At 64.3% G+C, this 20,861-nt stretch carries 17 protein-coding genes and 1 other RNA gene; 9 read left to right on the forward strand and 9 right to left on the reverse strand.

The window, feature by feature from the left end:
- Positions 1 to 27: 27 nt before the first annotated feature.
- Positions 28 to 1,779, forward strand: a complete 1,752-nt coding sequence (locus ACTHNR_RS17230; RefSeq protein WP_440548870.1) for an FAD-dependent monooxygenase — start codon at positions 28 to 30, stop codon at positions 1,777 to 1,779.
- A gap of 31 nt (positions 1,780 to 1,810) precedes the next feature.
- Here the strand turns inward: ACTHNR_RS17230 and ACTHNR_RS17235 are convergent, their stop codons facing one another.
- From ACTHNR_RS17235 to ACTHNR_RS17250, 4 genes are read right to left on the reverse strand one after another with little or no spacing between them, the layout of a single operon-like run.
- Positions 1,811 to 2,059 carry a formate dehydrogenase subunit delta gene (locus ACTHNR_RS17235; protein ID WP_440548871.1) on the reverse strand — a complete coding sequence of 83 codons (249 nt, stop codon included), beginning with the start codon at positions 2,057 to 2,059 and terminating at the stop codon, positions 1,811 to 1,813.
- Positions 2,060 to 2,105: 46 nt separating this feature from the next.
- Complete coding sequence (gene fdhF / locus ACTHNR_RS17240) at positions 2,106 to 5,054, reverse strand: formate dehydrogenase subunit alpha (protein ID WP_440548872.1); 2,949 nt, start codon at positions 5,052 to 5,054, stop codon at positions 2,106 to 2,108.
- A gap of 14 nt (positions 5,055 to 5,068) precedes the next feature.
- Positions 5,069 to 6,631 (reverse strand): formate dehydrogenase beta subunit, encoded by a 1,563-nt coding sequence (locus ACTHNR_RS17245; RefSeq protein WP_440548873.1) that lies wholly within the window; start codon positions 6,629 to 6,631, stop codon positions 5,069 to 5,071.
- Positions 6,628 to 7,155, reverse strand: coding sequence for an NAD(P)H-dependent oxidoreductase subunit E (locus ACTHNR_RS17250; protein WP_440548874.1), 528 nt, complete (start codon positions 7,153 to 7,155; stop codon positions 6,628 to 6,630). The genes ACTHNR_RS17245 and ACTHNR_RS17250 overlap by 4 nt, the downstream gene beginning before the upstream one ends.
- A 145-nt stretch (positions 7,156 to 7,300) precedes the next feature.
- Between ACTHNR_RS17250 and ACTHNR_RS17255 the strand changes: the two genes are divergently transcribed.
- The 3 genes from ACTHNR_RS17255 to ACTHNR_RS17265 all read left to right on the forward strand — a co-directional run bounded on the left by ACTHNR_RS17255 (position 7,301) and on the right by ACTHNR_RS17265 (position 10,016).
- Entirely contained in the window at positions 7,301 to 8,404 is a 1,104-nt protein-coding gene (locus tag ACTHNR_RS17255; protein WP_440548875.1) for a substrate-binding domain-containing protein, read from the forward strand.
- A gap of 133 nt (positions 8,405 to 8,537) precedes the next feature.
- Positions 8,538 to 8,804: a hypothetical protein gene (locus ACTHNR_RS17260; protein WP_440548894.1), complete on the forward strand. Its 267-nt coding sequence runs from the start codon at positions 8,538 to 8,540 to the stop codon at positions 8,802 to 8,804.
- An 84-nt stretch (positions 8,805 to 8,888) separates the two neighbouring features.
- The gene (locus tag ACTHNR_RS17265) at positions 8,889 to 10,016 is read left to right on the forward strand and encodes a Fic family protein (RefSeq protein WP_440548876.1); all 1,128 of its coding nucleotides are present in this window, start codon (positions 8,889 to 8,891) and stop codon (positions 10,014 to 10,016) included.
- Here ACTHNR_RS17265 and ACTHNR_RS17270 read toward each other — a convergent pair.
- The 5 genes from ACTHNR_RS17270 to ompA form a co-directional block, all read right to left on the reverse strand.
- The gene (locus ACTHNR_RS17270; RefSeq protein WP_440548877.1) at positions 10,013 to 10,375 is read right to left on the reverse strand and encodes a sugar ABC transporter ATPase; all 363 of its coding nucleotides are present in this window, start codon (positions 10,373 to 10,375) and stop codon (positions 10,013 to 10,015) included. The two genes, ACTHNR_RS17265 and ACTHNR_RS17270, sit on opposite strands and share 4 nt — an antisense overlap.
- Before the next feature lie 116 nt (positions 10,376 to 10,491).
- Positions 10,492 to 10,849, reverse strand: a transfer-messenger RNA (tmRNA) gene (ssrA, locus tag ACTHNR_RS17275).
- Between the two features lie 136 nt (positions 10,850 to 10,985).
- Positions 10,986 to 11,699, reverse strand: a complete 714-nt coding sequence (locus tag ACTHNR_RS17280) for an HAD-IA family hydrolase (RefSeq protein ID WP_440548878.1) — start codon at positions 11,697 to 11,699, stop codon at positions 10,986 to 10,988.
- Positions 11,700 to 11,764: 65 nt separating this feature from the next.
- Positions 11,765 to 12,463 (reverse strand): bifunctional 2-polyprenyl-6-hydroxyphenol methylase/3-demethylubiquinol 3-O-methyltransferase UbiG, encoded by a 699-nt coding sequence (gene ubiG, locus ACTHNR_RS17285; protein ID WP_440548879.1) that lies wholly within the window; start codon positions 12,461 to 12,463, stop codon positions 11,765 to 11,767.
- Positions 12,464 to 12,613: 150 nt separating this feature from the next.
- Complete coding sequence (gene ompA / locus ACTHNR_RS17290) at positions 12,614 to 13,270, reverse strand: outer membrane protein OmpA (protein ID WP_440548880.1); 657 nt, start codon at positions 13,268 to 13,270, stop codon at positions 12,614 to 12,616.
- 559 nt (positions 13,271 to 13,829) lie between these two features.
- Between ompA and gyrA the strand changes: the two genes are divergently transcribed.
- The 5 genes from gyrA (at position 13,830) to hisC (ending at position 20,816) form a co-directional block, all read left to right on the forward strand.
- Complete coding sequence (gene gyrA, locus ACTHNR_RS17295; RefSeq protein ID WP_440548881.1) at positions 13,830 to 16,454, forward strand: DNA gyrase subunit A; 2,625 nt, start codon at positions 13,830 to 13,832, stop codon at positions 16,452 to 16,454.
- A 176-nt stretch (positions 16,455 to 16,630) separates the two neighbouring features.
- A complete protein-coding gene (locus ACTHNR_RS17300; protein WP_440548895.1) occupies positions 16,631 to 17,233 on the forward strand; it encodes a DUF2059 domain-containing protein in 603 nt (200 codons plus the stop codon).
- A gap of 202 nt (positions 17,234 to 17,435) precedes the next feature.
- Positions 17,436 to 18,518, forward strand: coding sequence for a 3-phosphoserine/phosphohydroxythreonine transaminase (serC, locus tag ACTHNR_RS17305; RefSeq protein ID WP_440548882.1), 1,083 nt, complete (start codon positions 17,436 to 17,438; stop codon positions 18,516 to 18,518).
- 57 nt (positions 18,519 to 18,575) lie between these two features.
- The gene (pheA, locus tag ACTHNR_RS17310; RefSeq protein WP_440548883.1) at positions 18,576 to 19,658 is read left to right on the forward strand and encodes a prephenate dehydratase; all 1,083 of its coding nucleotides are present in this window, start codon (positions 18,576 to 18,578) and stop codon (positions 19,656 to 19,658) included.
- Positions 19,659 to 19,709: 51 nt separating this feature from the next.
- Complete coding sequence (gene hisC / locus ACTHNR_RS17315; protein WP_440548884.1) at positions 19,710 to 20,816, forward strand: histidinol-phosphate transaminase; 1,107 nt, start codon at positions 19,710 to 19,712, stop codon at positions 20,814 to 20,816.
- Positions 20,817 to 20,861: the final 45 nt, after the last annotated feature.

The raw sequence follows: 20,861 nt of genomic DNA on the forward strand, positions 1-20,861 counted from the left end.
AGATCTTTGGTTCGCCGGAGGACAAGCATGGCCGCCGTGACCGCCAACGCGCTGCCGGTGCTGATCGTCGGGGCGGGGCCGACCGGGCTCGCTTGCGCGATGAGCTTGGCGCGCGCACATACGAACGTGCGCCTCATCGATCGTTCGCCTCACGCGAGCGCGCACTCGCGCGCCATCGGCATTCAAGCGCGCACGCTCGAGCTGTTCGAGCAGCACCGCGTCGTCGAGCCGTTCCTCGCGCTCGGCCACCGGCTGCGCGCAGCCAACCTCTACTCGAACGGCAATCGGCTCGCTCGCCTCGATTTCGATCCACTTCAGACGCGTTATCCCTATCTGCTCTGTCTCGACCAATCCGTCACGGAGCGCTTGCTGACGGAGCATCTAGCGACGCTCGGCGTGACGATCGAGCGCGGCGTGGAACTCGTCGGTTTGCGGCAGAGCGCATCCGAAGTCGAAGCGCGGCTGTTGCATGCAGACGGCCGGGAGGAGGTGTGCAGCGTCGCCTATGTGGTCGGCGCCGACGGTGCTCACAGCACGGTGCGTCATCTGATGGGCCTCAATTTCGCGGGCAAGACGCTCGAGCAAACGTTCATGCTCGCCGACCTCCAGGCGGACTCCGATCTATCCGACGACGAGTTTCATTTATTCGCGTCGGGAGACGGGCTCGCTGCAATCATTCCGATGGGAGCCGGCCGCCATCGCTTCATTGCCGACAACGCGCCGGCCGCGGCGGACGAAGCTCATGCGCCGGCTCATGAGGTTGCCGTCGAGCGCCCGTCGGAGCAGACTCGCGCCGACGCGCCCGCGCTAGCCAACGGCGACGCGCACCCGTCGCTCGAACTGTGCCGAACGGTCGCGATGCAGCGCGTGCATCATCCGGTGACGTTGTCGCAGCTCACCTGGTCGTCTTACTTTCATCTCAACAGCCGGATGGTGGAGCGTTTGCGGACCCAGCGCGTCTTCCTGGCCGGCGATGCCGCGCATATCCACAGTCCGGCCGGGGCGCAGGGCATGAACACCGGCATCCAAGAGGCGCTGAACCTCGGCTGGAAGCTCGCGCGGCGGATGGCGGGCCAGGCGGGGGAGCCGCTGCTCGACAGTTACCAAGCGGAGCGTCATCCGATCGAGCGCGACGTGCTGCGCCAAACGGCCTTCGTCACGCAGTTGGCGGAAGCCGAGCGCGGCCCGTTCAAGCTGCTGCGTGAGCGCGTGATGCCGGTGCTGGCCGCGTTCGGGCCGCTGCGCGATGCGGCGCGGCTCATGGTGAGCGAACTCGCCATCCAGTACCGGCGCAGCCCGCTCACACTGGAGCGCGTGCTCGATGGCGGGCCGCGCGCCGGGGAGCGCGCACCCGATGCGCTCGTGCATGTCGTCGACGGACCGCTTGGGCGAGCGCCAGGGACGGCGCGTCTCTACGACCTTCACGATCCGGGGTTGTTCTCGCTGTTCGTGCTCGTGGCGTTGCCCGGCGGCGTGGAGGCAATGCTCGACGCGACGGGTACGCTCGCGGCGCCGCCTGTCGCAGCCGACCCCGAGTACGACCGTCTGGCCTCGGCGATCGAAGCCGCATTGCCTGGCGTGGTGAGAATTTGGCGCGTGACCGATGCGCGCGAAGGGGACGCCCCCTCGCTCATGCACGCGTATGGGCGCACCCGCCCTGCGTTTTACCTCGTACGGCCGGATGGCTATATCTGCGCTCGCGGCCGGCCCGCATCGGATGCGAGCGCCCTCGCGCGGCATTGCGAGACCTGGTTTTCGGCTGGCCGATCGCAAGTCTGAGCCGCCCCGCGCAATCCCGCTTGGGGGGAGGTTACGAGACGGCGGCCGGTCGCGGAGTGAGCTTTTCGCGCGCACGCGTCAGCGCCTCTCGCACGATCGGCGACATTTCGGCGCTCGCGGCCGCATCGTCGAGCGAGTCGAGGATCGCTCGACGCATCCGCGGTTCCCAGAAGCGCCGGATGTGATCCGCGATGCCGACCAGCGCTTCCTCATGGTCGGGCATCGATGCGAAAAACTCGCCGATCTGATTGGCCATCTCGATCAAGTGCTCGACCTTCATCGCGCTTTGCCTTCGTGGGTCAGTTTTCGTTTGCCGATCATCGCGCCTACTTGCCGTTCGTCGCCGCGGCGACCGTACGCTCGCGCAACAGCTCGAGCTGCGCTTCGTTGAAGCGCTCGTACTGCTGCTGCCATTCGGACGGCTGCTGTACCGGCTGCACCTGAACGGCCGTGACCTTATATTCGGGGCAGTTGGTCGCCCAGTCGGAGCTGTCCGTCGTGATGACGTTCGCTCCCGATTCGGGGAAGTGGAACGTCGTGTAGACGACGCCGGGCTGCATGCGTTCGCTCACGAGCGCGCGCAACACCGTTTGACCCGAACGCGATTCGATGCCGACCCAATCGCCCGTCTTGATGCCGCGGTCCTCGGCGTCATGCGGATGGATCTCGAGGCGATCCTCTTCGTGCCAGCGCGAGTTTTCGGTGCGGCGTGTCTGCGCGCCGACGTTGTATTGCGAAAGGATACGGCCGGTCGTGAGCAGCAGCGGGTAACGTCGCGTCACTTTCTCGCGCGTAGCCACGAACTGCGTGATGACGAACTTACCCTTGCCCCGCACGAATTCATCGATGTGCATCGTCGGCGTGCCTTCGGGCGCTTGTTCGTTGCAAGGCCATTGCACGCTGCCGAGACGGTCGATGAGCGCATACGAGACGCCATGGAACGTCGGCGTGAGCCGCGCGATTTCGTCCATGATTTCCGACGGGTTCGCGTAATCCATATCGTAGCCGAGCGCACGAGAGAGCATCAGCGTGACTTCCCAATCGGCGTAACGGGCCAGCGGCGGCATGACGCGCCGCACGCGCGAGATCCGGCGTTCCGCGTTCGTGAACGTGCCGTCTTTCTCGAGGAAGGACGAGCCGGGCAGGAAGACATGCGCGTACTTCGCCGTCTCGTTCAGGAAGATGTCCTGCACGACGATGCATTCCATCGACGAAAGGGCCGCGGCCACGTGCTGCGTGTCCGGATCCGATTGAACGATGTCCTCGCCTTGGCAGTACAAGCCCTTGAAGCTGCCGTCGAGCGCCGCGTCGAACATGTTCGGGATGCGCAGGCCGGGTTCGGGCTGCAACTGCACGCCCCACGCCGCTTCGAATTCGCCGCGCACCTCGGCGCCGCCGATATGGCGATAGCCGGGCAGCTCGTGCGGGAACGAGCCCATGTCGCACGAACCCTGCACGTTGTTCTGGCCACGCAGCGGATTGACGCCCACGCCTTCGCGGCCGATGTTGCCCGTGGCCATCGCGAGATTCGCGATGCCCATGACCATCGTCGAGCCCTGAGCATGTTCGGTTACGCCGAGGCCGTAGTAGATGGCCGCGTTGCCGCCTGTCGCGTAAAGGCGTGCCGCCTCGCGCAGCTGCTCGGCGGGGACGCCCGTGATGTCCGCCGTCGCTTCCGGCGAGTTCTCGGGCTTGGAGACGAATGCGCGCCACTGCTCGAAGGCAAGCGGTTCACAGCGCTCGGCGATGAACGCCTCGTTGAGCAGTCCTTCGGTGACGATCGTATGCGCGAGCGCGTTGACGAGCGCGACGTTCGTGCCCGGGCGCAATTGCAAATGGTAGGCGGCTTTGACGTGAGGCCCATCGATGAGATCGATGCGACGCGGATCGGCGACGATGAGCTTGGCGCCTTCGCGCAGCCGGCGCTTCAGACGCGAGCCGAACACCGGGTGGCCGTCCGTCGGGTTCGCCCCGATGACCATGATGACGTCGGACTTCTCGACGGACGCGAAGGTCTGCGTGCCGGCCGATTCGCCGAGGGTCGTCTTCAAGCCATAGCCAGTGGGCGAATGGCAGACGCGCGCGCAGGTGTCGACATTGTTGTTGCCGAAGGCCGCCCGCACGAGCTTCTGCACGAGATACGTTTCCTCGTTCGTACAGCGCGAAGAGGTGATGCCGCCCACCGAATCGCGCCCGAACTTGCCTTGAATGCGACGAAACTCGGAAGCCGCGTAGGCGATCGCTTCCTCCCACGTCACCTCGCGCCAAGGGTCGGTGATTTCCGCGCGAATCATCGGCTTGGTGATGCGATCCTTGTGCGTCGCATAGCCCCAGGCAAAGCGTCCTTTCACGCAGGCATGACCTTCGTTGGCCTGACCGTTCTTGTACGGCGTCATGCGTACGACTTCGCTGCCCTTCATCTCGGCCTTGAACGAGCAGCCCACGCCGCAATAAGCGCACGTCGTGATGACCGAGTGTTCGGCTTGACCGACGAACGAGACAGTCTTTTCAACGAGCGTGGCAGTGGGGCAGGCCGCGACGCAAGCGCCGCACGAGACGCACTCCGATTCCATGAACGGCTGATTTTCGCTCGCCGCGACGCGCGATTCGAAGCCGCGCCCCGCGATCGTCAACGCGAACGTGCCTTGCGTCTCCTCGCATGCGCGCACGCAGCGATTGCAAACGATGCACTTGGCGGGATCGTAGGTGAAATAGGGATTCGATTCGTCCTTGACGTCCTTCAGGTGGTTCGCGCCGTCGAAGCCGTAGCGCACTTCGCGCAGGCCGACCACGCCGGCCATGTCTTGCAGCTCGCAATCGCCGTTGGCGGGACAAGTTAGACAATCGAGCGGGTGATCGGAGATGTAGAGCTCCATCACGTTGCGGCGCAGCGCCTGCAGCCGGTCGCTTTGCGTGCGCACGCGCATGCCCGCCTCGACGGGTGTGGTGCACGAGGCCGGATAGCCGCGCTTGCCTTCGATTTCGACGAGGCACAGGCGGCAGGAGCCGAACGGTTCGAGCGAATCCGTCGCGCACAGCTTGGGCACGTTGATGCCGGCTTCGATCGAGGCGCGCATGACGGACGTACCCGCCGGCACCGTGACCGATTGCCCGTCGATTTCGAGCGTGACGTCGGTGTCGGCGTGCCGGCGCGGCGTACCGTAATCGGTGTCGTCGAGCGGCGAAGCCGCGCTCGAACGACATGCGCAGTGTGCGGAACCGCAGCCGCCCGAGTTCATCGAGGCGGAAGGGGTACGGGCGGGCGCATCGGACATGAGAGGCTCCATCGTCAAGCCGCAGCCGCTTTCGGCTGAACGGGGCGAAGACCGAAGTCTTCGGGAAAGTGGTCGAGGGCGGACAGCACGGGGTAGGGCGTCATGCCGCCCATCGCGCAGAGCGAACCGGACACCATCGTGTCGCAGAGCTCGCGCAGCAGTTGCACTTGCTTTTCCGACGTATCGCCGTTGCGAATGCGCGCGATGACTTCGACGCCGCGCGTGGAGCCGATGCGGCAGGGCGTGCATTTGCCGCACGATTCGACGGCGCAAAAGTGCATCGCGTATTGCGCGAGTTCGGCCAGGTTCGACGTATCGTCGTGAACGACGAGCCCGCCGTGGCCGACGACCGCGCCGACGGCCGCGTAGGCTTCATAGTCGAGCGGAATGTCCCATTGGCTTTCCGGCAGATAGGTGCCGAGCGGGCCGCCGACTTGCACCGCACGCGCCGGCCGGCCGCTCGCTGTGCCGCCGCCGAATTTCTCGACGAGCTCGCGCAGCGTGACACCGAAGGCCAGTTCCACGAGCCCGCCTTGCTTGATATTGCCGGCCAGTTGGAACGGCAGCGTGCCGCGGGAGCGTCCCATACCGAAATCGCGGTAGAACTGCGCGCCGCGCGCGAAGATGATCGGCACCGTCGCGAGCGTGATGACGTTGTTGACGACGGTCGGTTGACCGAACAAGCCGACGAGCGCCGGGACCGGCGGCTTCGCGCGAACCACGCCGCGCTTGCCTTCGAGCGATTCGAGCAGCGCCGTTTCCTCGCCGCACACGTACGAGCCCGCACCCTTGGCGACTTCGAGTTCGAATGCGTGGTCGGAGCCGAGCACGCGCTCGCCGAGCCACCCCGCCGCGCGTGCCTTGCCGATGGCCGCGTTCAGCATCGAGATCGAATGAGGGTATTCGCTGCGCACGTAAATGTAGCCGCGCGTCGCCCCGGTCGAGATCCCGGCGATGATCATGCCTTCGATCAGCGCGAACGGATCGCCTTCCATCGCGAGACGATCCGAGAACGTGCCCGAGTCGCCTTCGTCCGCATTGCAGACGATGTACTTTTGCGCGGCGTTCGCTTCGCGGACGGTGCGCCACTTGATGCCTGCCGGGAAGGCGGCCCCGCCGCGACCGCGCAGGCCCGAGTCGAGCACCGTTTGGCAGGCGGCTTCGGCGCTCATGCCGAGCGCGGCTTTCAGGCCCACGAGACCTTCGTGCGCGACGTAGTCGTCGATCGAGAGCGGATCGGTCAGCCCCAAGCGCGCAAACGTCAAGCGCTGCTGCTGCTTCAAATAGGGAATCTCGTCGACGAGGCCGACCGAACGGGCGTGCGCGCCGCCGGTGAGAAAGCTCGCCTCGAACAGCGAGGCCACATCGGCGGATTCGACGTTGCCGTAGCCGATGCGCCCTTGCGCGGTTTGCACTTCGACGAGCGGCTCGAGCCAGAGCAGACCGCGCGAGCCGTTGCGCACGAGCTCGATCGAGACGCCGCGGCGTGCGGCTTCTTGCGCGATGGCATCGGCGATCGCGTCGGCGCCCAGCGCCAACGCCGACGAATCGCAGGGAACGAAAACGCGCGTCGTCATACGCTTTCCTTGTGGGCGAGGGTGGACGCCGCGCACTCGCGGGCTTGCTCCAAGAGCGCATCGAACTTGGCCGGCGTAACCTTGACGTGCAGCGCGCCGTTGATCGTCATCGCCGGCGACAACGCGCACTGACCCAGGCAATACACCGATTCGAGCTCGACCTCCCGCCCCGTGGCCTGCTCGGCATGACCGGACGCACCGTGCGCGGCGTCGAAGCGGCAACCCGTGCGGCCCTCGACGTGTCGCGCCAGCGCTTCCGTGCCCATGCTGCGGCACGCCTCGGCGCGGCACAGCGCGACCGTGACGGGCGCGGGCGGTTGCCTACGGAAGTGGTGGTAGTACGTGATGACGCCATGCACTTCGGCGCGCGACAGATTGAAGGCGCGCGCAAGCGGCGCGACGACTTCGGGCGGGACGAAGCCCGTCTCATCCTGGATGGCGTGCAGCACCGCGATCAGCGATGCGCCCGGCGAGGTGTGTCGGCGGACGAGTTCATCCGGCGCCGGGGCGCTGGTATGTTCCAAGGTGGGGCTCCTCTTAGACTCCGGCTCCTCTGCGCCTATATGCACTTGCTAGTCATATGACGGGCATATATGCTCGGCTCTGGCCGTTGTTTCGCAACAATAGGCGTGGGCCGCGCGTTGTGCAATAGGAAATCGGACAGCATAAATGATCGAGATCAAATGCGTCGCGGAATTGGTCGTGCGCGATAGCGCCGGCCGCGAGGCGAGCCTCACGGACATTGTCCCGTTGCTTGCGCTCATCGATGAAACGGGCAGCATCGCCCAGGCCGCCGAAGAACGCCAATTGTCTTACCGGCATGCTTGGGGGCTTTTGCGCGCGCTCGAGGCGCGCCTTGGCGGCGAGCTGATTTCGAAAGAGCGCGGCAAAGGCTCGGTGCTGTCGGCGTTAGGCAGGGCCGTCGTGCAGGCGCAACGCGCCTGTGCTGAACGGCTCGATGGGCCGCTCAAGCAACTGGCGGCCGACGTCACGGCGGAATTGAATCGGCAGCTCGGCGCGAGCGGGACCACGCGGATCCACGCCTCCCATGGCTACGCGGTGGCGGCCCTCGTCGCGCAAATGAGCGCGCGCGAAGGCGGAACCGTCGACATCAAGTACCGGGAAAGCGCAGAGGCAGTGTCGGCGCTCGCGCGCGGCGAATGCGACTTCGCCGGCTTTCACCTGCCGCGCGGCGCCTTTCGGGAGCTGTGCGCCGACATCTATCGCGGCTGGCTCGATCCGAAGCGGCATGTGCTCGTCTATCTCACGGGGCGCAAGCAGGGACTCTTTCTCGCCAAAGGCAATCCGAAGGGCGTGCGTGGCCTCGACGATCTGGCGCGACCCGACGTGAAATTCGTCAATCGCCAGCCCGGCTCGGGTACGCGGCTGCTGCTCGATCTCGCGTTGAACAGCATCGGGGTCGACCCCGAGCGCATCAACGGGTACGCCTCGACCGAACTCACGCATACGGCGATCGCGGCGTTCGTTGCAAGTGGGATGGCCGATGCCGGCTTCGGCGTAGCGCCGGCCGCCCACCACTTCGGCCTCGATTTTTTGCCGGTCGTCGACGAGGATTACTACTTCGCCTGCGATCGCGGTCGATTGTCGGCGCAGCCGCTTGCAACGGCGCTGGCCATCCTGCGCAGCGCCGAGTTTCGCGCGGGCGTGGCGACACTCGAGGGCTACGATCCGACGCACTGCGGCGAAATCGTCGACGTCGCGGCGGGGCTGCGCGGTGCGCCGCTGCCCGAAATCGCGCGGGCGTCGCGGTAAACATGCCGGCGCGTCGGCGCCGCATGTTTACCGTCGTAACGCGCCCGGCTGCATGAGCGCTGTGTTCTGCGGTACGCTTGCACCTTTCGAATTTCGTCAGATTTGGAACGCGCCGTTCGGCGCGGCAATCGTTATGAAATCGCTCCTCAATCTTTGCATCGCCGCGGCTGCGGCGGGCACGCTGTCCGTCGTGGCTTCGCTCGCATTCGCGCAAAATTCGCCCGGTATCCCCGGCGGCATCCTGCAGGACCAGTTCCGGCTGCAAGAGCATCCGCAATTGGAGTTCGCCGCGTCGGCGCCAAGCAAAAAATATCAAAACGGCCGCTCGAAGTTGCGCAAGCGCGGCGACTACGGCGATCCGAACGGCTGCAATCTGCAGTGTCCCGACGACGCGCAATAGCCGCGCGATAGGCCGTGCTCGCTCGTTGAACGGCACGCGGGGGCGGCAGTTGCGCTTGCGGAGAATACGGCCAATAATCTCCGCATGAATTGCGGAGATTGCACTTACATCTGGCAGGATCCCGACTGGCCGCATTGGCGCTACGACGCCGCTGCGCTGGCGCAGCTGCTCGAGGCGGTCAGCCGGGCTCAAGGCGTGCTGCTGGGGCGGCTCTCAGACGTCGGTGTCTCGTTGCGAGACCAAGCAAGCCTTGCCGCGTTGACCGCGGATGTCGTCAAGACCAGCGAGATCGAGGGCGAGCGTTTCGACGTTCAATCTGTTCGCTCGTCCATAGCCCGCCGTTTGGGCGTCGATATCGGTGCGTTGGCGCCTGTCGATCGGCACGTCGACGGCGTGGTCGATATGGTGTGGGACGCCACTGTGAACTGCGACTTGCCGGTTACGCGAGAGCGTTTATTCGGGTGGCACGCGGCATTGTTCCCGACCGGCTATTCCGGTCTTTCGAAGATTGGCGTAGGGGGCTGGCGCGACGATGCCCACGGTCCGATGCAAGTCGCGTCCGGCCCGATCGGTCGGCAACGCGTGCATTTCGAGGCGCCACCGGCGGACCGGGTCGAACGCGAAATGGCGCGGTTGCTGGCTTGGCTCGATGCGCCGTCGCACGAGAGCGGACTCCTCAAGGCCGGGATCGGTCATCTATGGTTCGTGACGGTCCACCCGTTCGACGATGGCAACGGCCGCATCGCCCGGGCGGTCGGCGATCTGCTTTTGGCTCGCGTCGACGGCAGCCATCAGCGCTTTTACAGTTTGTCGGCCCAAATACAGCGAGAGCGCAGCGCCTATTACGCCGTGCTGGAGCGGACTCAGAAAGGCTCGCTCGATATCACCGGCTGGTTGGCTTGGTTTCTCGCGGCACTTCAAGGTGCGATCGACGAGGCTCAGCGCACACTTGATTCCGTTCTCTTCAAAGCCCGGTTTTGGCGGCGTTGGGGCAGCACGCCGTTGAACGAACGGCAGGCGAAATTGCTCGATCGGCTCTTGGACGGCTTTGACGGCAAGCTCACGTCGAGCAAATGGGCTGCGATCGCCGAGTGCTCGGCCGACACCGCGCTGCGCGATATCAACGTCATGCTCGCGCGGGGGCTACTGCGGAAGTCGGAGGCGGGCGGTCGCAGTACCGGTTACGAACTGGCCGATTTCGTCGACGGCTAGGTCGTGCAGCGCGCGATGGCGAAGCGCAGCTCCGGCTCGGAGACCGAATCGTCGTCGACCGCCTTTTCGACCTTCACGTTCGAGCCGCTGGCGATCGGCATCAGCGTGACAAGCCACGCGTAGCCGCTCGCGGACCGTCCGACGTCGAGTTCCGTGTAGCCGGGGCCGGTATGTTCGCTGACCTGCGAGAGGCGACTCGTCAGGCAACGCGCGATCGTGCGGGGCGAGCGTGACGAAGAGAAGGACATGAACGAATCGGCGCCGCTCGAGCCGGATACGTGCTGCGGAGCGGATCCGCAAGCGGAAAGCAGGGCGACGGTCAGCGCGAGCGGGGCAACGGCGAGCGAGAAGCGTTTCATCGATGGGGAAGGGGAGCGAGAGGACAGACGACGAAGGTGCCAGTTTAACCGTCATCGACTTCACGTCCAGCTTGACCAATGAAAAAGGCCAACCGCAAAGGTTGGCCTTCGAATGTTGGTGGAGCCGGCGGGAATCGAACCCGCGTCCGCAAATAGTCCACAGCCAGTTCTACATACTTAGTTCAGCCATTTGATTTAACCGCACCGACGCGGACGAACACGCTTCGTTACGGCGAGTCACTAGGTTTTCGGCCCCGGCGTCGTGACACCACCGAGGATTATCTGACGTATATGACCTCGCTAGTCTTGCGACCCTGGCCCGTCAGCGAGCCAGTGCGAGGCGAGCGGGGGTTAAGCCGCTACGGCGAACGAGTTATCGTTTGCAGTTACTAAAGTCCCATTGATTTACGAGGTGACGGGTCCTCGGTATGCCCTGCACTGCTTCGTTACCCACGTCGAAACCAGGTCGGCCCCTGTGCGTATGGTGGGATTATCCCACAGAAACCAACATGGTGCGGCTTGTGGGGAATTCAAGAGCGGGCGCTCGCCCTAAAGTCGATCTTCGGTCCCGTAGAGGGTTGCCGAAGTTTGCCGCCTCCGTGACCGCCTCCTAGCCGAGGACGTCGAGCAAGCGTTGAAGCTGACGGGGGGAATCGACGATGTGCTGCGCATGCCACATCGCCGGGGGAAGATCGGCGCCGCAGTAGCCATACGCCGCGGCGACAGTGGCCATGCCTGCCGCGAACCCGGCCTGGACATCGCGCAAGTCGTCGCCCACATAGACGATTTGCTCAGGCGGCAGCGCGAGCGCCTCGGCGGCATGAAGCAGCGGGGCCGGATGCGGCTTGGAGTGCGGCGTGGTGTCGCCGCTGACGACGCAGCCGGCGCGTGTCGCGAGGCCGAGCTGCGAAACCAGCGGCATCGTCAGCCGGCCGACCTTGTTCGTGACGATGCCCCAGCGGATGCGGCGATCATCCAGCGCGTCGAGCAACTCGGCGATACCCGGAAAGAGCGTCGTCTCGATGCACAGATCGGCCTCGTAATTCGCGAGGAATTCCTCGCGCATCGCGGCGAAATCGCGATGTTCCGGCCCGATGCCGAACGCGCCCCCGATCAGGCCGCGCGCACCCGCCGACGCGAGGTGGCGCAAATCGTCCACGGGCACGAGCGCGAGACCGCGGTCCCGACGCATCTTGTTGACCGCGGCAACGAGGTCGGGCGCCGTATCGGCGAGCGTACCGTCCAGGTCGAAGAGGGCGGCGCGGCATTGCGCGATCTGGGGCGCGTCGTCTTGTCGCGCGGGAGACGGGGGCGGTTGGCTCATGAATCGATCGTGCGATGAGGCTGGGGTGGGGCGATGCAACAGGCGGCGCGCCGCTCGAATTTGTATCAGCTGTCGCGCCGGCAGGCGAACAGATAGTTGACGCTCGTATCGTCGGATAGGCCGAAGTGCTTGCTGAGCGGGCGATACGTGATGCCCTTGACGTCGGCTTCGCGCAGGCCGGCTGCGCGCGCAAATGCCGCTAGCTCGGACGGACGGATGAAGCGAGCGTAATCGTGCGTGCCCTTGGGCAGCATCTGGGCGATGTACTCCGCGCCGATCACCGCGAATAGGTATGACTTGACGTTTCGATTGAGCGTGGAGAAAAAGACCCATCCACCCGGCTTGACGAGGGTGGCGCAAGCTCCAACGATGGCCGAAGGATCCGGTACGTGCTCGAGCATTTCCATGCAGGTGACGACGTCATAGCTGCCGGGTTCGCGCGCGGCGAGCGCTTCCGCGGCGATCTCCTCGTATTCGACCGTGATACCGCTTTCCAAGCTGTGCAGATCGGCTACGCCGAGCGCCTGCTCCGACAGATCGATGCCCTTGACCTGCGCGCCTAGACCCGCCATCGATTCGGAAAGAATGCCGCCGCCGCAGCCGATATCCAGCACCCGTTTGCCGGGCAGATGCGCATGAGCGTCGATCCAGCCGAGGCGGACTGGGTTGAGTTCGTGCAGCGGTTTGAATTCGGCGTTCGGATCCCACCAGCGGTGTGCGAGGTCACTGAATTTCCGTAGCTCGTGGGGATCGGCGTTCGTCATAAGCTTGCAAAAGGTCGGATGAGGCTGAATTAGGCTGAGTATATCGAGGGTTGCGCGGTGCCGCAAAAGTCGCAGTGCCACGGACCGAGGCGGGACAGGCAGAAAAAAACCCCGCCGAGGCGGGGTTTTTCGTGAAGCGAGAGCGGCGGCTTACTGTGCTGCTTTTTGCGTACCGACGATTTCGACTTCCACGCGACGGTTCGGAGCCAGGCAAGCGATGAGTTGCTTGCGGTTCTTCTGGTTGCAATCCGTCTTGACCGGGTTGCGCTTGCCCTTGCCTTCCGTGTAGATCTTGTTGGCCGGCACACCCTTGCTGACCAAGTACGCCTTGACGGCTTGCGCGCGGCGCAGCGACAGACGGTCGTTGTACTTGTCCGAACCGATCTTGTCCGTGTAGCCCGTTGCAACGGCGACTTCGAGGTCCATGCCTTGGATCTTCGATGCCAGGTCGTCAAGCGCTTGCTTGCCGGCCGGCTTCAGGATCGCCTTGTCGAAGTCGAACAGCGTGTCGGCTTGGTACGTGACCTTTTGGCTCGAGATAGCCGGGGCTGCCGGAGCGACCGGAGCCGGCGGCGTCGGGGCTTGTGCGACGAGCGCGCCGTCGCACTTGGCGTTGGCCGTAGCCGGCGTCCAGAATGCATCGCGCCAGCAAAGCTCGTTCGTGCCGTTCATCCACACGTATTCGCCGGTACCGTTCACCCAGTTGTCGTTCGTAGCTTGTCGCGATGCCGGCACCGATTGCGCCGATGCGGATGCAGCCACAACTGCGGTAGCTGCAATGAACGCGAGCTTTGAAAATTTATTCATATTTCTCCTCTCGAAATTGAGATTACCGCAGGTTTACTGCGAGCCTGGATGACGAAGACAAGTCATACATTGCTCGAAGTATAACATTGGTGCGGTACAAAAAACGCGGACCCTGTGGACACTTCGAGCAGCGTCTAACCAAGTGCGTTGGCATTTTGCCATATCGTTCCCTTCTTACGAAAAAAAAATCCCGTCGCGCCAAATCGCCCGTTTCGAATGTGGTGCCCCCGCAACAGCGTTGCGGGACGGGGCTTTCGGGGCGGTCGAGGGTCGCACGATGCGTGCCAGAGCGGGGCATGAAGTCGTAACAATTGATTTCGGGCCAGTACGAGCCGGTTTGCAGGGCGCGCGAAATTCGCGCCGTTAGGCCGTTGCGGCTCCCGTGCGCGTGGGGGAGTACATGCCGCGTATCGGGCGGGGATGGCGGCCATGTTAGAATCGCGTGATGCCCGGCGCCTCCTGCCGGGCCGGTGGGCGCGCGTGCGGCTTACGTGATCGCGAGGTATGACCGCGCGGTTGCGCTGCTGCGCGCGGCTCGCGCCCGACAAAGATACGGATAATGGATCAATTCGCCAAAGAGACTCTGCCGATCTCCCTAGAGGAGGAAATGCGCCGTTCGTATCTCGATTACGCCATGAGCGTGATCGTCGGACGGGCGCTCCCCGACGTTCGGGACGGCCTGAAGCCGGTGCACCGCCGCGTGCTCTACGCGATGCACGAGCTCAACAACGACTGGAACCGCGCCTATAAGAAGTCGGCGCGTATCGTCGGCGACGTCATCGGTAAGTACCATCCGCACGGCGACACCGCGGTCTACGACACGATCGTGCGCATGGCGCAGGACTTTTCGCTGCGCTACATGCTCGTGGACGGCCAGGGCAACTTCGGTTCGATCGACGGCGACAACGCCGCCGCCATGCGGTACACGGAAATCCGCATGGCCAAGATCGGCCATGAACTGCTCGCCGACATCGACAAGGAAACGGTCGATTTCGGCCCGAACTACGACGGCAGCGAAAACGAGCCGCTCATTCTGCCCGCGCGCATCCCGAACCTGCTGATCAATGGCTCGTCGGGCATCGCCGTGGGGATGGCGACGAACATTCCGCCGCACAACCTGAACGAAGTCGTCGACGCCTGCCACCATCTGCTGAAGAATCCGCAGTCGAGCATCGACGAGCTCATCGAGATCATTCCCGCGCCCGATTTTCCGACGGCCGGCATCATCTATGGCGTCGCGGGCGTGCGCGACGGCTACCGCACGGGGCGCGGGCGCGTCGTCATGCGCGCGGCCACGCACTTCGAGGAGATCGATCGCGGCCAGCGCATGGCGATCATCGTCGACGAGCTGCCGTACCAGGTCAACAAGCGCTCGCTGCTCGAGCGCATCGCCGAGCTCGTCAACGAGAAGAAGCTCGAGGGCATCTCCGATATTCGCGACGAGTCGGACAAGAGCGGGATGCGCGTCGTCATCGAGCTCAAGCGCGGCGAAGTGCCGGAGGTCGTGCTCAACAATCTCTATAAGGCGACGCAGCTTCAGGACACGTTCGGCATGAACATGGTCGCGCTCGTCGACGGCCAGCCCAAGCTCCTGAATCTGAAGGAGATGCTCGACGCGTTCCTGTCGCACCGGCGCGAGGTGCTGACGCGGCGCACGGTATACGAATTGCGCAAGGCGCGAGAACGCGGACACGTGCTCGAGGGCCTGGCCGTCGCGCTGGCGAACATCGACGAATTCATCGCCATCATCAAGGCCGCGCCCACGCCGCCGATCGCCAAGCAGGAACTCATGGCGCGCCCGTGGGATTCGTCGCTCGTGCGCGATATGCTGGCCCGGGCCGAAAGCGAAAACGCGGCGGCGGGCGGGCGCGAGGCTTATCGTCCGGAGGGCCTTAACCCGGCTTTCGGTATGCAGGGCGACGGCCTGTACAAGCTGTCCGACACGCAGGCGCAGGAAATCCTGCAAATGCGGCTGCAGCGCCTCACGGGTCTCGAGCAAGACAAGATCATTGGCGAATACCGGGAAGTCATGGCCCAGATCGCCGATCTGCTCGATATCCTCGCCCGGCCCGAGCGCATCACGGCCATCATCGGCGACGAACTGACGGCCGTGAAGGCCGAATTCGGCGACGCGCGCCGCTCGAAGATCGAGCTGAACGCCACCGAACTCAATACCGAAGATCTCATCACGCCGCAGGACATGGTCGTGACGATGTCGCATACCGGCTACGTGAAGTCGCAGCCGCTGTCCGAATACCGCGCGCAAAAACGCGGTGGGCGCGGCAAGCAGGCCACGCAGATGAAGGAAGACGACTGGATCGATACGCTGTTCATCGCGAATACGCACGATCACATCCTGTGCTTCTCGAATCGCGGCCGCGTGTACTGGGTGAAGGTGTACGAGGTGCCGCAAGGCTCGCGCAACGCGCGCGGCCGGCCGATCGTCAACATGTTCCCGCTGCAGGACGGGGAAAAAATCAACGTCGTGCTGCCGGTCAAGGAATTCTCGGCCGATAAGTTCGTCTTCATGGCCACGTCGCTCGGCACCGTCAAAAAGACGCCGCTCGAAGCTTTCAGCCGGCCCATGCGCAAAGGTATCATTGCGGTTGGCTTGGACGACGGCGATTATCTGATCGGCGCGGCCATCACCGACGGTCAGCACGACGTGATGTTGTTCTCCGACGCGGGCAAGGCCGTGCGATTCGACGAGAACGACGTGCGTCCGATGGGCCGCGAGGCGCGCGGCGTGCGCGGCATGCAGCTCGACGAAGGCCAGCAGGTCATCGCGATGCTCGTCGCCGGCAGCGAGACGCAATCGGTGCTGACCGCTACCGAGAACGGGTACGGCAAGCGCACGCCGATCAGCGAATACACGCGGCATGGCCGCGGGACGAAGGGCATGATCGCGATCCAAACGTCGGAGCGCAACGGCAAGGTCGTGGCCGCGACGCTCGTGGACGCCGAAGATCAGATCATGCTGATCACGACGACGGGTGTGTTGATCCGCACACGCGTTTCCGAGATTCGCGAGATGGGCCGGGCGACGCAGGGTGTTACACTCATCAGCCTTGATGAGGGTACGAAGCTCTCCGGGCTGCAGCAGATCGCGGAAGCCGATTCCGACGTCGATGTCGACGGTGCGGCGGCCGACGACGATGCGGGCGAGGAAGGCGCGGCGCAGTGAAAGTGAAGCCGGCCGGTTCGGTCGGCGGTACGCCTCGATTTTTTGACGAAAGACAACGAAGCGCGCGAGCGATCGCGTTATAGGTGAGGGCGCCCGCCACGCCAAGGGCGGCGGGGGCAACGAGCCGGGCCGATGGGCCTCGCGCGCGAACGATTCATTTTCTAGAGGGAGTGATGATGCAACGACGTTTCAAACAATGGATGCTGCTGGCTGCTTTCGTGCCGACTTTCGCGATGGCGCAAGCGCTCCAGAGTCAAGCGCCGGCTGCTTCGGCTGCCGCCGCTGCGCCGGTCGATCCGGCCAAGCAAGCTGCGATCAAGGAGCTGCTCGAAGCGATCGACGCGCAAAAGCTCGTCGGTGCGATCGGCAACAGCGCTCAAATGCAGGCGAAGCAGTACGTGCCGGAAATCCTCTCGGAAGCGCTGTCCGAGAACAAGACGCTGAACGACAAGCAGAAGCAGGCTGCCGTGCCTACGCTGCAAAAGAATGCCGTGCCCAAGCTCGTGGATTCGGCCGGTCAAGTCTTCGCCTCCGACGGCTTCCGCCAAGACGCGATGCAAGCTCAATACGACGCTTACGCGAAGTATTATTCGACGCAGGAAATCAAGGACTTGACGTCGTTCTACAAGAGCCCGACGGGTCGCAAGTTCATTCAGGTGCAAGATCAAGTGGGCCGGGACGTCGTCGGCGGCTTGATGCAGAAGTACATGCCGCAATCGATCCAGGCTACGCGCGCGCAAGCCGATAAGGAAATCGCCGCGGTCAAGCCCGGCAAGTAAGCCGCAAGGGCCCGTTCGGGCCCGGCGCCGTAAGCCCGCGGGTCGGGCTTACGCGAGCGGCTTTCGATCGGCGGTGCGATAATGGCCGTTTGCGCGGAACGCGCGAACGGCCATTATCTATTTCTGACATGGATCCGGTGCGTTCGCCGGCGGGCAACATGCCGCCGCTCGCGGCCGTCCATTCATCCTCGGGAGTTTCACGATGCGTGTCTTCAATTTCTCGGCCGGGCCGGCGGCGCTGCCCGAAGAAGTGCTGCGCCAAGCGGCCGACGAAATGCTCGATTGGCACGGCAGCGGCATGAGCGTGATGGAAATGAGCCATCGCGGGCGGGAATTCATGTCGATCCACGAGGAAGCGCTCACCGACCTGCGCGAGCTCATGCAAGTGCCGGCCAGCCACCGGATTCTGTTTTTGCAGGGCGGCGGGCTGGGCGAGAATGCGATCGTTCCGATGAACATGCTGGGTTCGCGCTCTGACGCCGACTTCGTCATCACGGGTTCGTGGTCGCAAAAATCGTTCAAGGAAGCCGCCAAATACTGCACGCCGCATCTGGCGGCGAGCGGCGAAACGACGGACGGTTTCACGCGTGCGCCCAAGCGCGGCGAATGGCAATTGTCGGACGATCCGGCCTATGTCCACCTCTGCACGAACGAAACGATTCACGGCATCGAGAACTTCGACATCCCCGAGCTCGGCGACATCCCGCTCGTGGCCGATGTTTCCTCGCACGTGCTTTCGCGTCCGCTCGACGTGGCCAAGTACGGCGTCATGTTCGGCGGCGCGCAGAAGAACATCGGCATGGCCGGGTTGACGATCGTCGTCGTGCGCGAGGATCTGCTCGACCGTGCGCTCCCGATTTGCCCGTCGGCGTTCGAATGGCGCATCGTGGCCGAAAACAATTCGATGTACAACACGCCGCCTACCTATGCGATTTACATCGCGGGCCTCGTATTCAAGTGGCTCAAGCGTCAAGGCGGACTGCAGGCGATCGAGGCGCGCAACCTCGAAAAATCGAAGCTGCTTTACGACGCGATCGATTCGAGCAGCTTCTATGTCAACAAAGTGGAGCGCGATTCGCGTTCGCGAATGAACGTACCGTTCTTCCTCGCGGACGAGTCGCGCAATGAAGATTTCCTGGCCGGCGCGAAACAGCGCGGGCTCATGCAGCTCAAGGGCCACAAGTCCGTGGGCGGCATGCGGGCGTCGATCTACAACGCGGTGCCGCTCGAGGGCGTCAAAGCGCTCGTCGAGTATCTGAAGGAATTCGAACAGACCCGCGCCTAATCCGCACGGGCAGGGCGGCGATCGACGCTGCCCGTTTTCGATACGGCCGTATTACGCATGGACGACGAACTCAATTCAAAGCTCAAGCCGCTGCGCGATCGGATCGATGCGATCGACGCAGAGCTCATCGCGCTGCTCAATCAGCGCGCCGCGATCGCGCTCGAAGTGGGCGAGGTCAAAAAACTCTACAACGCGCCCGTGTTTCGGCCCGAGCGCGAGCAGCAGGTCATCTCGCGCTTGCAGGGCATGAGCGAGGGCCCGCTGGCGGGCGATCACATCAGCGCGATTTGGCGCGAGATCATGGCGGCGAGCCGCTCGCTCGAGCGCCCCGTCACCGCGGCTTACCTCGGCCCGGCCGGAACCTATAGCGAAGAGGCGATGTACGAGTACTTCGGTCAGTCGATAGAAGGCTTGCCTTGCCCGTCGATCGACGAGGTCTTTCGTTCGGTCGAGGCGGGCGGCGCCGAATTCGGCGTCGTGCCCGTCGAGAATTCGAGCGAGGGGGCGGTGTCGCGTACGCTCGACCTGCTGCTGCAATCGCAGTTGCTGATCGGCGGGGAATTGGCTTTGCCGATTCGGCACAACCTGCTGACGCAAAGCGGCGCGCTCGCGGGCATTACGCGCGTCTGCGCCCATCCGCAAGCGCTGGCGCAGTGTCAACGCTGGTTGTCGACACATATGCCGCACATCGAGCGGCAAGCCGTGTCGAGCAATGCCGAAGCCGCGCGCATGGCCGCCGCCGATCCGACCGTCGCCGCGATTGCAAGCGACCGCGCGGCGTCGTACTACGGACTGCAGATCGCGTACGCGCTGATTCAGGACGATCCGCACAATCGAACCCGCTTCGTGATGATCGGACACGCGCCGGCCGGCCGCAGCGGGCACGATCAAACCTCGCTGATCGTTTCGGTCAAAAACGAGCCGGGGGCGGTGTTCAAGCTGCTCGAGCCGCTCGCGCGCCACGGTGTGTCGATGACGCGATTCGAGTCGCGCCCGGCCCGCGTGGGCACCTGGGAGTACTACTTTTACATCGACGTCGAAGGTCATCGCGAGGACCCGTCCGTTGCCGCCGCGCTCGCCGAGCTCGAGAAGAAGGCCGCGTTCCTCAAGATTCTCGGCTCGTATCCGCGTTCGCGGTAGCGTCGCGTTTGTCTGCCTCGCTACCCTGCGCTGTCCGCCTTGGAGATGCCCATGACCTTGCAATACGGCCCATCGTACGTGCGCCAAATCGCGCCTTACGTCGCCGGTAAGCCGATTTCCGAAGTCGCGCGCGAATTCGGGCTCGACGAAGCGCGCATCGTGAAACTGGCTTCGAACGAAAACCCGCTCGGGATGCCGGAGTCGGCCAAGGCCGCGATGGTGCGGGCCGCGTCCGAACTCGGCCGCTACCCGGATGCGAACGCGTTTGAACTGAAGGGCGCGCTCGCGGCGCGCTATGGCGTGCCGGCCGAATGGATCACGCTCGGCAACGGCAGCAACGACATTCTCGAAATGGCCGCGCACGCGTTCGTCGAAAGCGGGCAGTCGGTCGTCTACTCGCAGTATTCGTTCGCCGTCTATGCGCTTGCCACGCAAGGGCTCGGCGCGCGCGCGATCGTCGTGCCCGCGCGCGAGTACGGCCACGATCTCGATGCGATGCTGGCCGCGATCGAAGACGACACGCGCCTAGTGTTCGTCGCCAATCCGAACAATCCCACGGGCACGTTCATCGATGGCCCGGCGCTCGAAGCGTTTCTCGAGAAGGTGCCCAAGCGCGTGATCGTGGTGCTCGACGAAGCCTACACCGAGTACCTTGCGCAAGCACATCGCTACGATTCGATCGCCTGGGTGCGGCGCTATCCGAACCTGGTCGTGTCCCGCACGTTCTCGAAGGCGTTTGGTCTCGCCGGCTTGCGCGTCGGGTTCGCCATCGCGCAGCCCGAGTTCACCGATTTGCTCAATCGGCTGCGTCAGCCTTTCAATGTGAACACGATGGCGCAGGCCGCGGCGATCGCGGCGCTGGGCGATACGGCGTTCCTCGAACGGACGGCCGCGCTGAATACCGCAGGCTATCGCCGACTGACCGAAGCCTTCGAAAAGCTCGGCCTCGAATATGTGCCGTCGTTCGGCAACTTTGTCCTCGTGCGCGTGGGGCATGACGACGGCGCGGGCGCGCGTGTGAACCTCGAATTGCTCAAGCAAGGGGTCATCGTGCGCCCGGTCGGCAATTACGGTTTGCCGCAGTGGCTGCGCGTGACGATCGGTCTGCCCGAGGAGAACGAGGCGTTTATCGCGGCGCTCGAAAACGCGCTTGCGTGAGGGCGAGGCGCACTGCGCGGCCGCACTCGCCGTCCCCGATTTACC

This window comes from Trinickia sp. (assembly GCF_051954495.1).
Taxonomy (GTDB): domain Bacteria; phylum Pseudomonadota; class Gammaproteobacteria; order Burkholderiales; family Burkholderiaceae; genus Trinickia.

What these genes read in the sequence shown, in the direction of transcription:
- ACTHNR_RS17230 (WP_440548870.1), top strand. Translation starts at nt 28, where the DNA reads ATGGCCGCCGTGACCGCCAACGCGCTGCCGGTGCTGATCGTCGGGGCG.
- ACTHNR_RS17280 (WP_440548878.1), bottom strand. Translation starts at nt 11,699, where the DNA reads ATGAGCCAACCGCCCCCGTCTCCCGCGCGACAAGACGACGCGCCCCAG.
- ACTHNR_RS17260 (WP_440548894.1), top strand. Translation starts at nt 8,538, where the DNA reads ATGAAATCGCTCCTCAATCTTTGCATCGCCGCGGCTGCGGCGGGCACG.
- fdhF (WP_440548872.1), bottom strand. Translation starts at nt 5,054, where the DNA reads ATGTCCGATGCGCCCGCCCGTACCCCTTCCGCCTCGATGAACTCGGGC.
- ACTHNR_RS17265 (WP_440548876.1), top strand. Translation starts at nt 8,889, where the DNA reads ATGAATTGCGGAGATTGCACTTACATCTGGCAGGATCCCGACTGGCCG.
- ACTHNR_RS17270 (WP_440548877.1), bottom strand. Translation starts at nt 10,375, where the DNA reads ATGAAACGCTTCTCGCTCGCCGTTGCCCCGCTCGCGCTGACCGTCGCC.
- gyrA (WP_440548881.1), top strand. Translation starts at nt 13,830, where the DNA reads ATGGATCAATTCGCCAAAGAGACTCTGCCGATCTCCCTAGAGGAGGAA.
- ACTHNR_RS17245 (WP_440548873.1), bottom strand. Translation starts at nt 6,631, where the DNA reads ATGACGACGCGCGTTTTCGTTCCCTGCGATTCGTCGGCGTTGGCGCTG.
- serC (WP_440548882.1), top strand. Translation starts at nt 17,436, where the DNA reads ATGCGTGTCTTCAATTTCTCGGCCGGGCCGGCGGCGCTGCCCGAAGAA.
- hisC (WP_440548884.1), top strand. Translation starts at nt 19,710, where the DNA reads ATGACCTTGCAATACGGCCCATCGTACGTGCGCCAAATCGCGCCTTAC.
- pheA (WP_440548883.1), top strand. Translation starts at nt 18,576, where the DNA reads ATGGACGACGAACTCAATTCAAAGCTCAAGCCGCTGCGCGATCGGATC.
- ACTHNR_RS17255 (WP_440548875.1), top strand. Translation starts at nt 7,301, where the DNA reads ATGATCGAGATCAAATGCGTCGCGGAATTGGTCGTGCGCGATAGCGCC.
- ompA (WP_440548880.1), bottom strand. Translation starts at nt 13,270, where the DNA reads ATGAATAAATTTTCAAAGCTCGCGTTCATTGCAGCTACCGCAGTTGTG.
- ACTHNR_RS17235 (WP_440548871.1), bottom strand. Translation starts at nt 2,059, where the DNA reads ATGAAGGTCGAGCACTTGATCGAGATGGCCAATCAGATCGGCGAGTTT.
- ubiG (WP_440548879.1), bottom strand. Translation starts at nt 12,463, where the DNA reads ATGACGAACGCCGATCCCCACGAGCTACGGAAATTCAGTGACCTCGCA.
- ACTHNR_RS17300 (WP_440548895.1), top strand. Translation starts at nt 16,631, where the DNA reads ATGCAACGACGTTTCAAACAATGGATGCTGCTGGCTGCTTTCGTGCCG.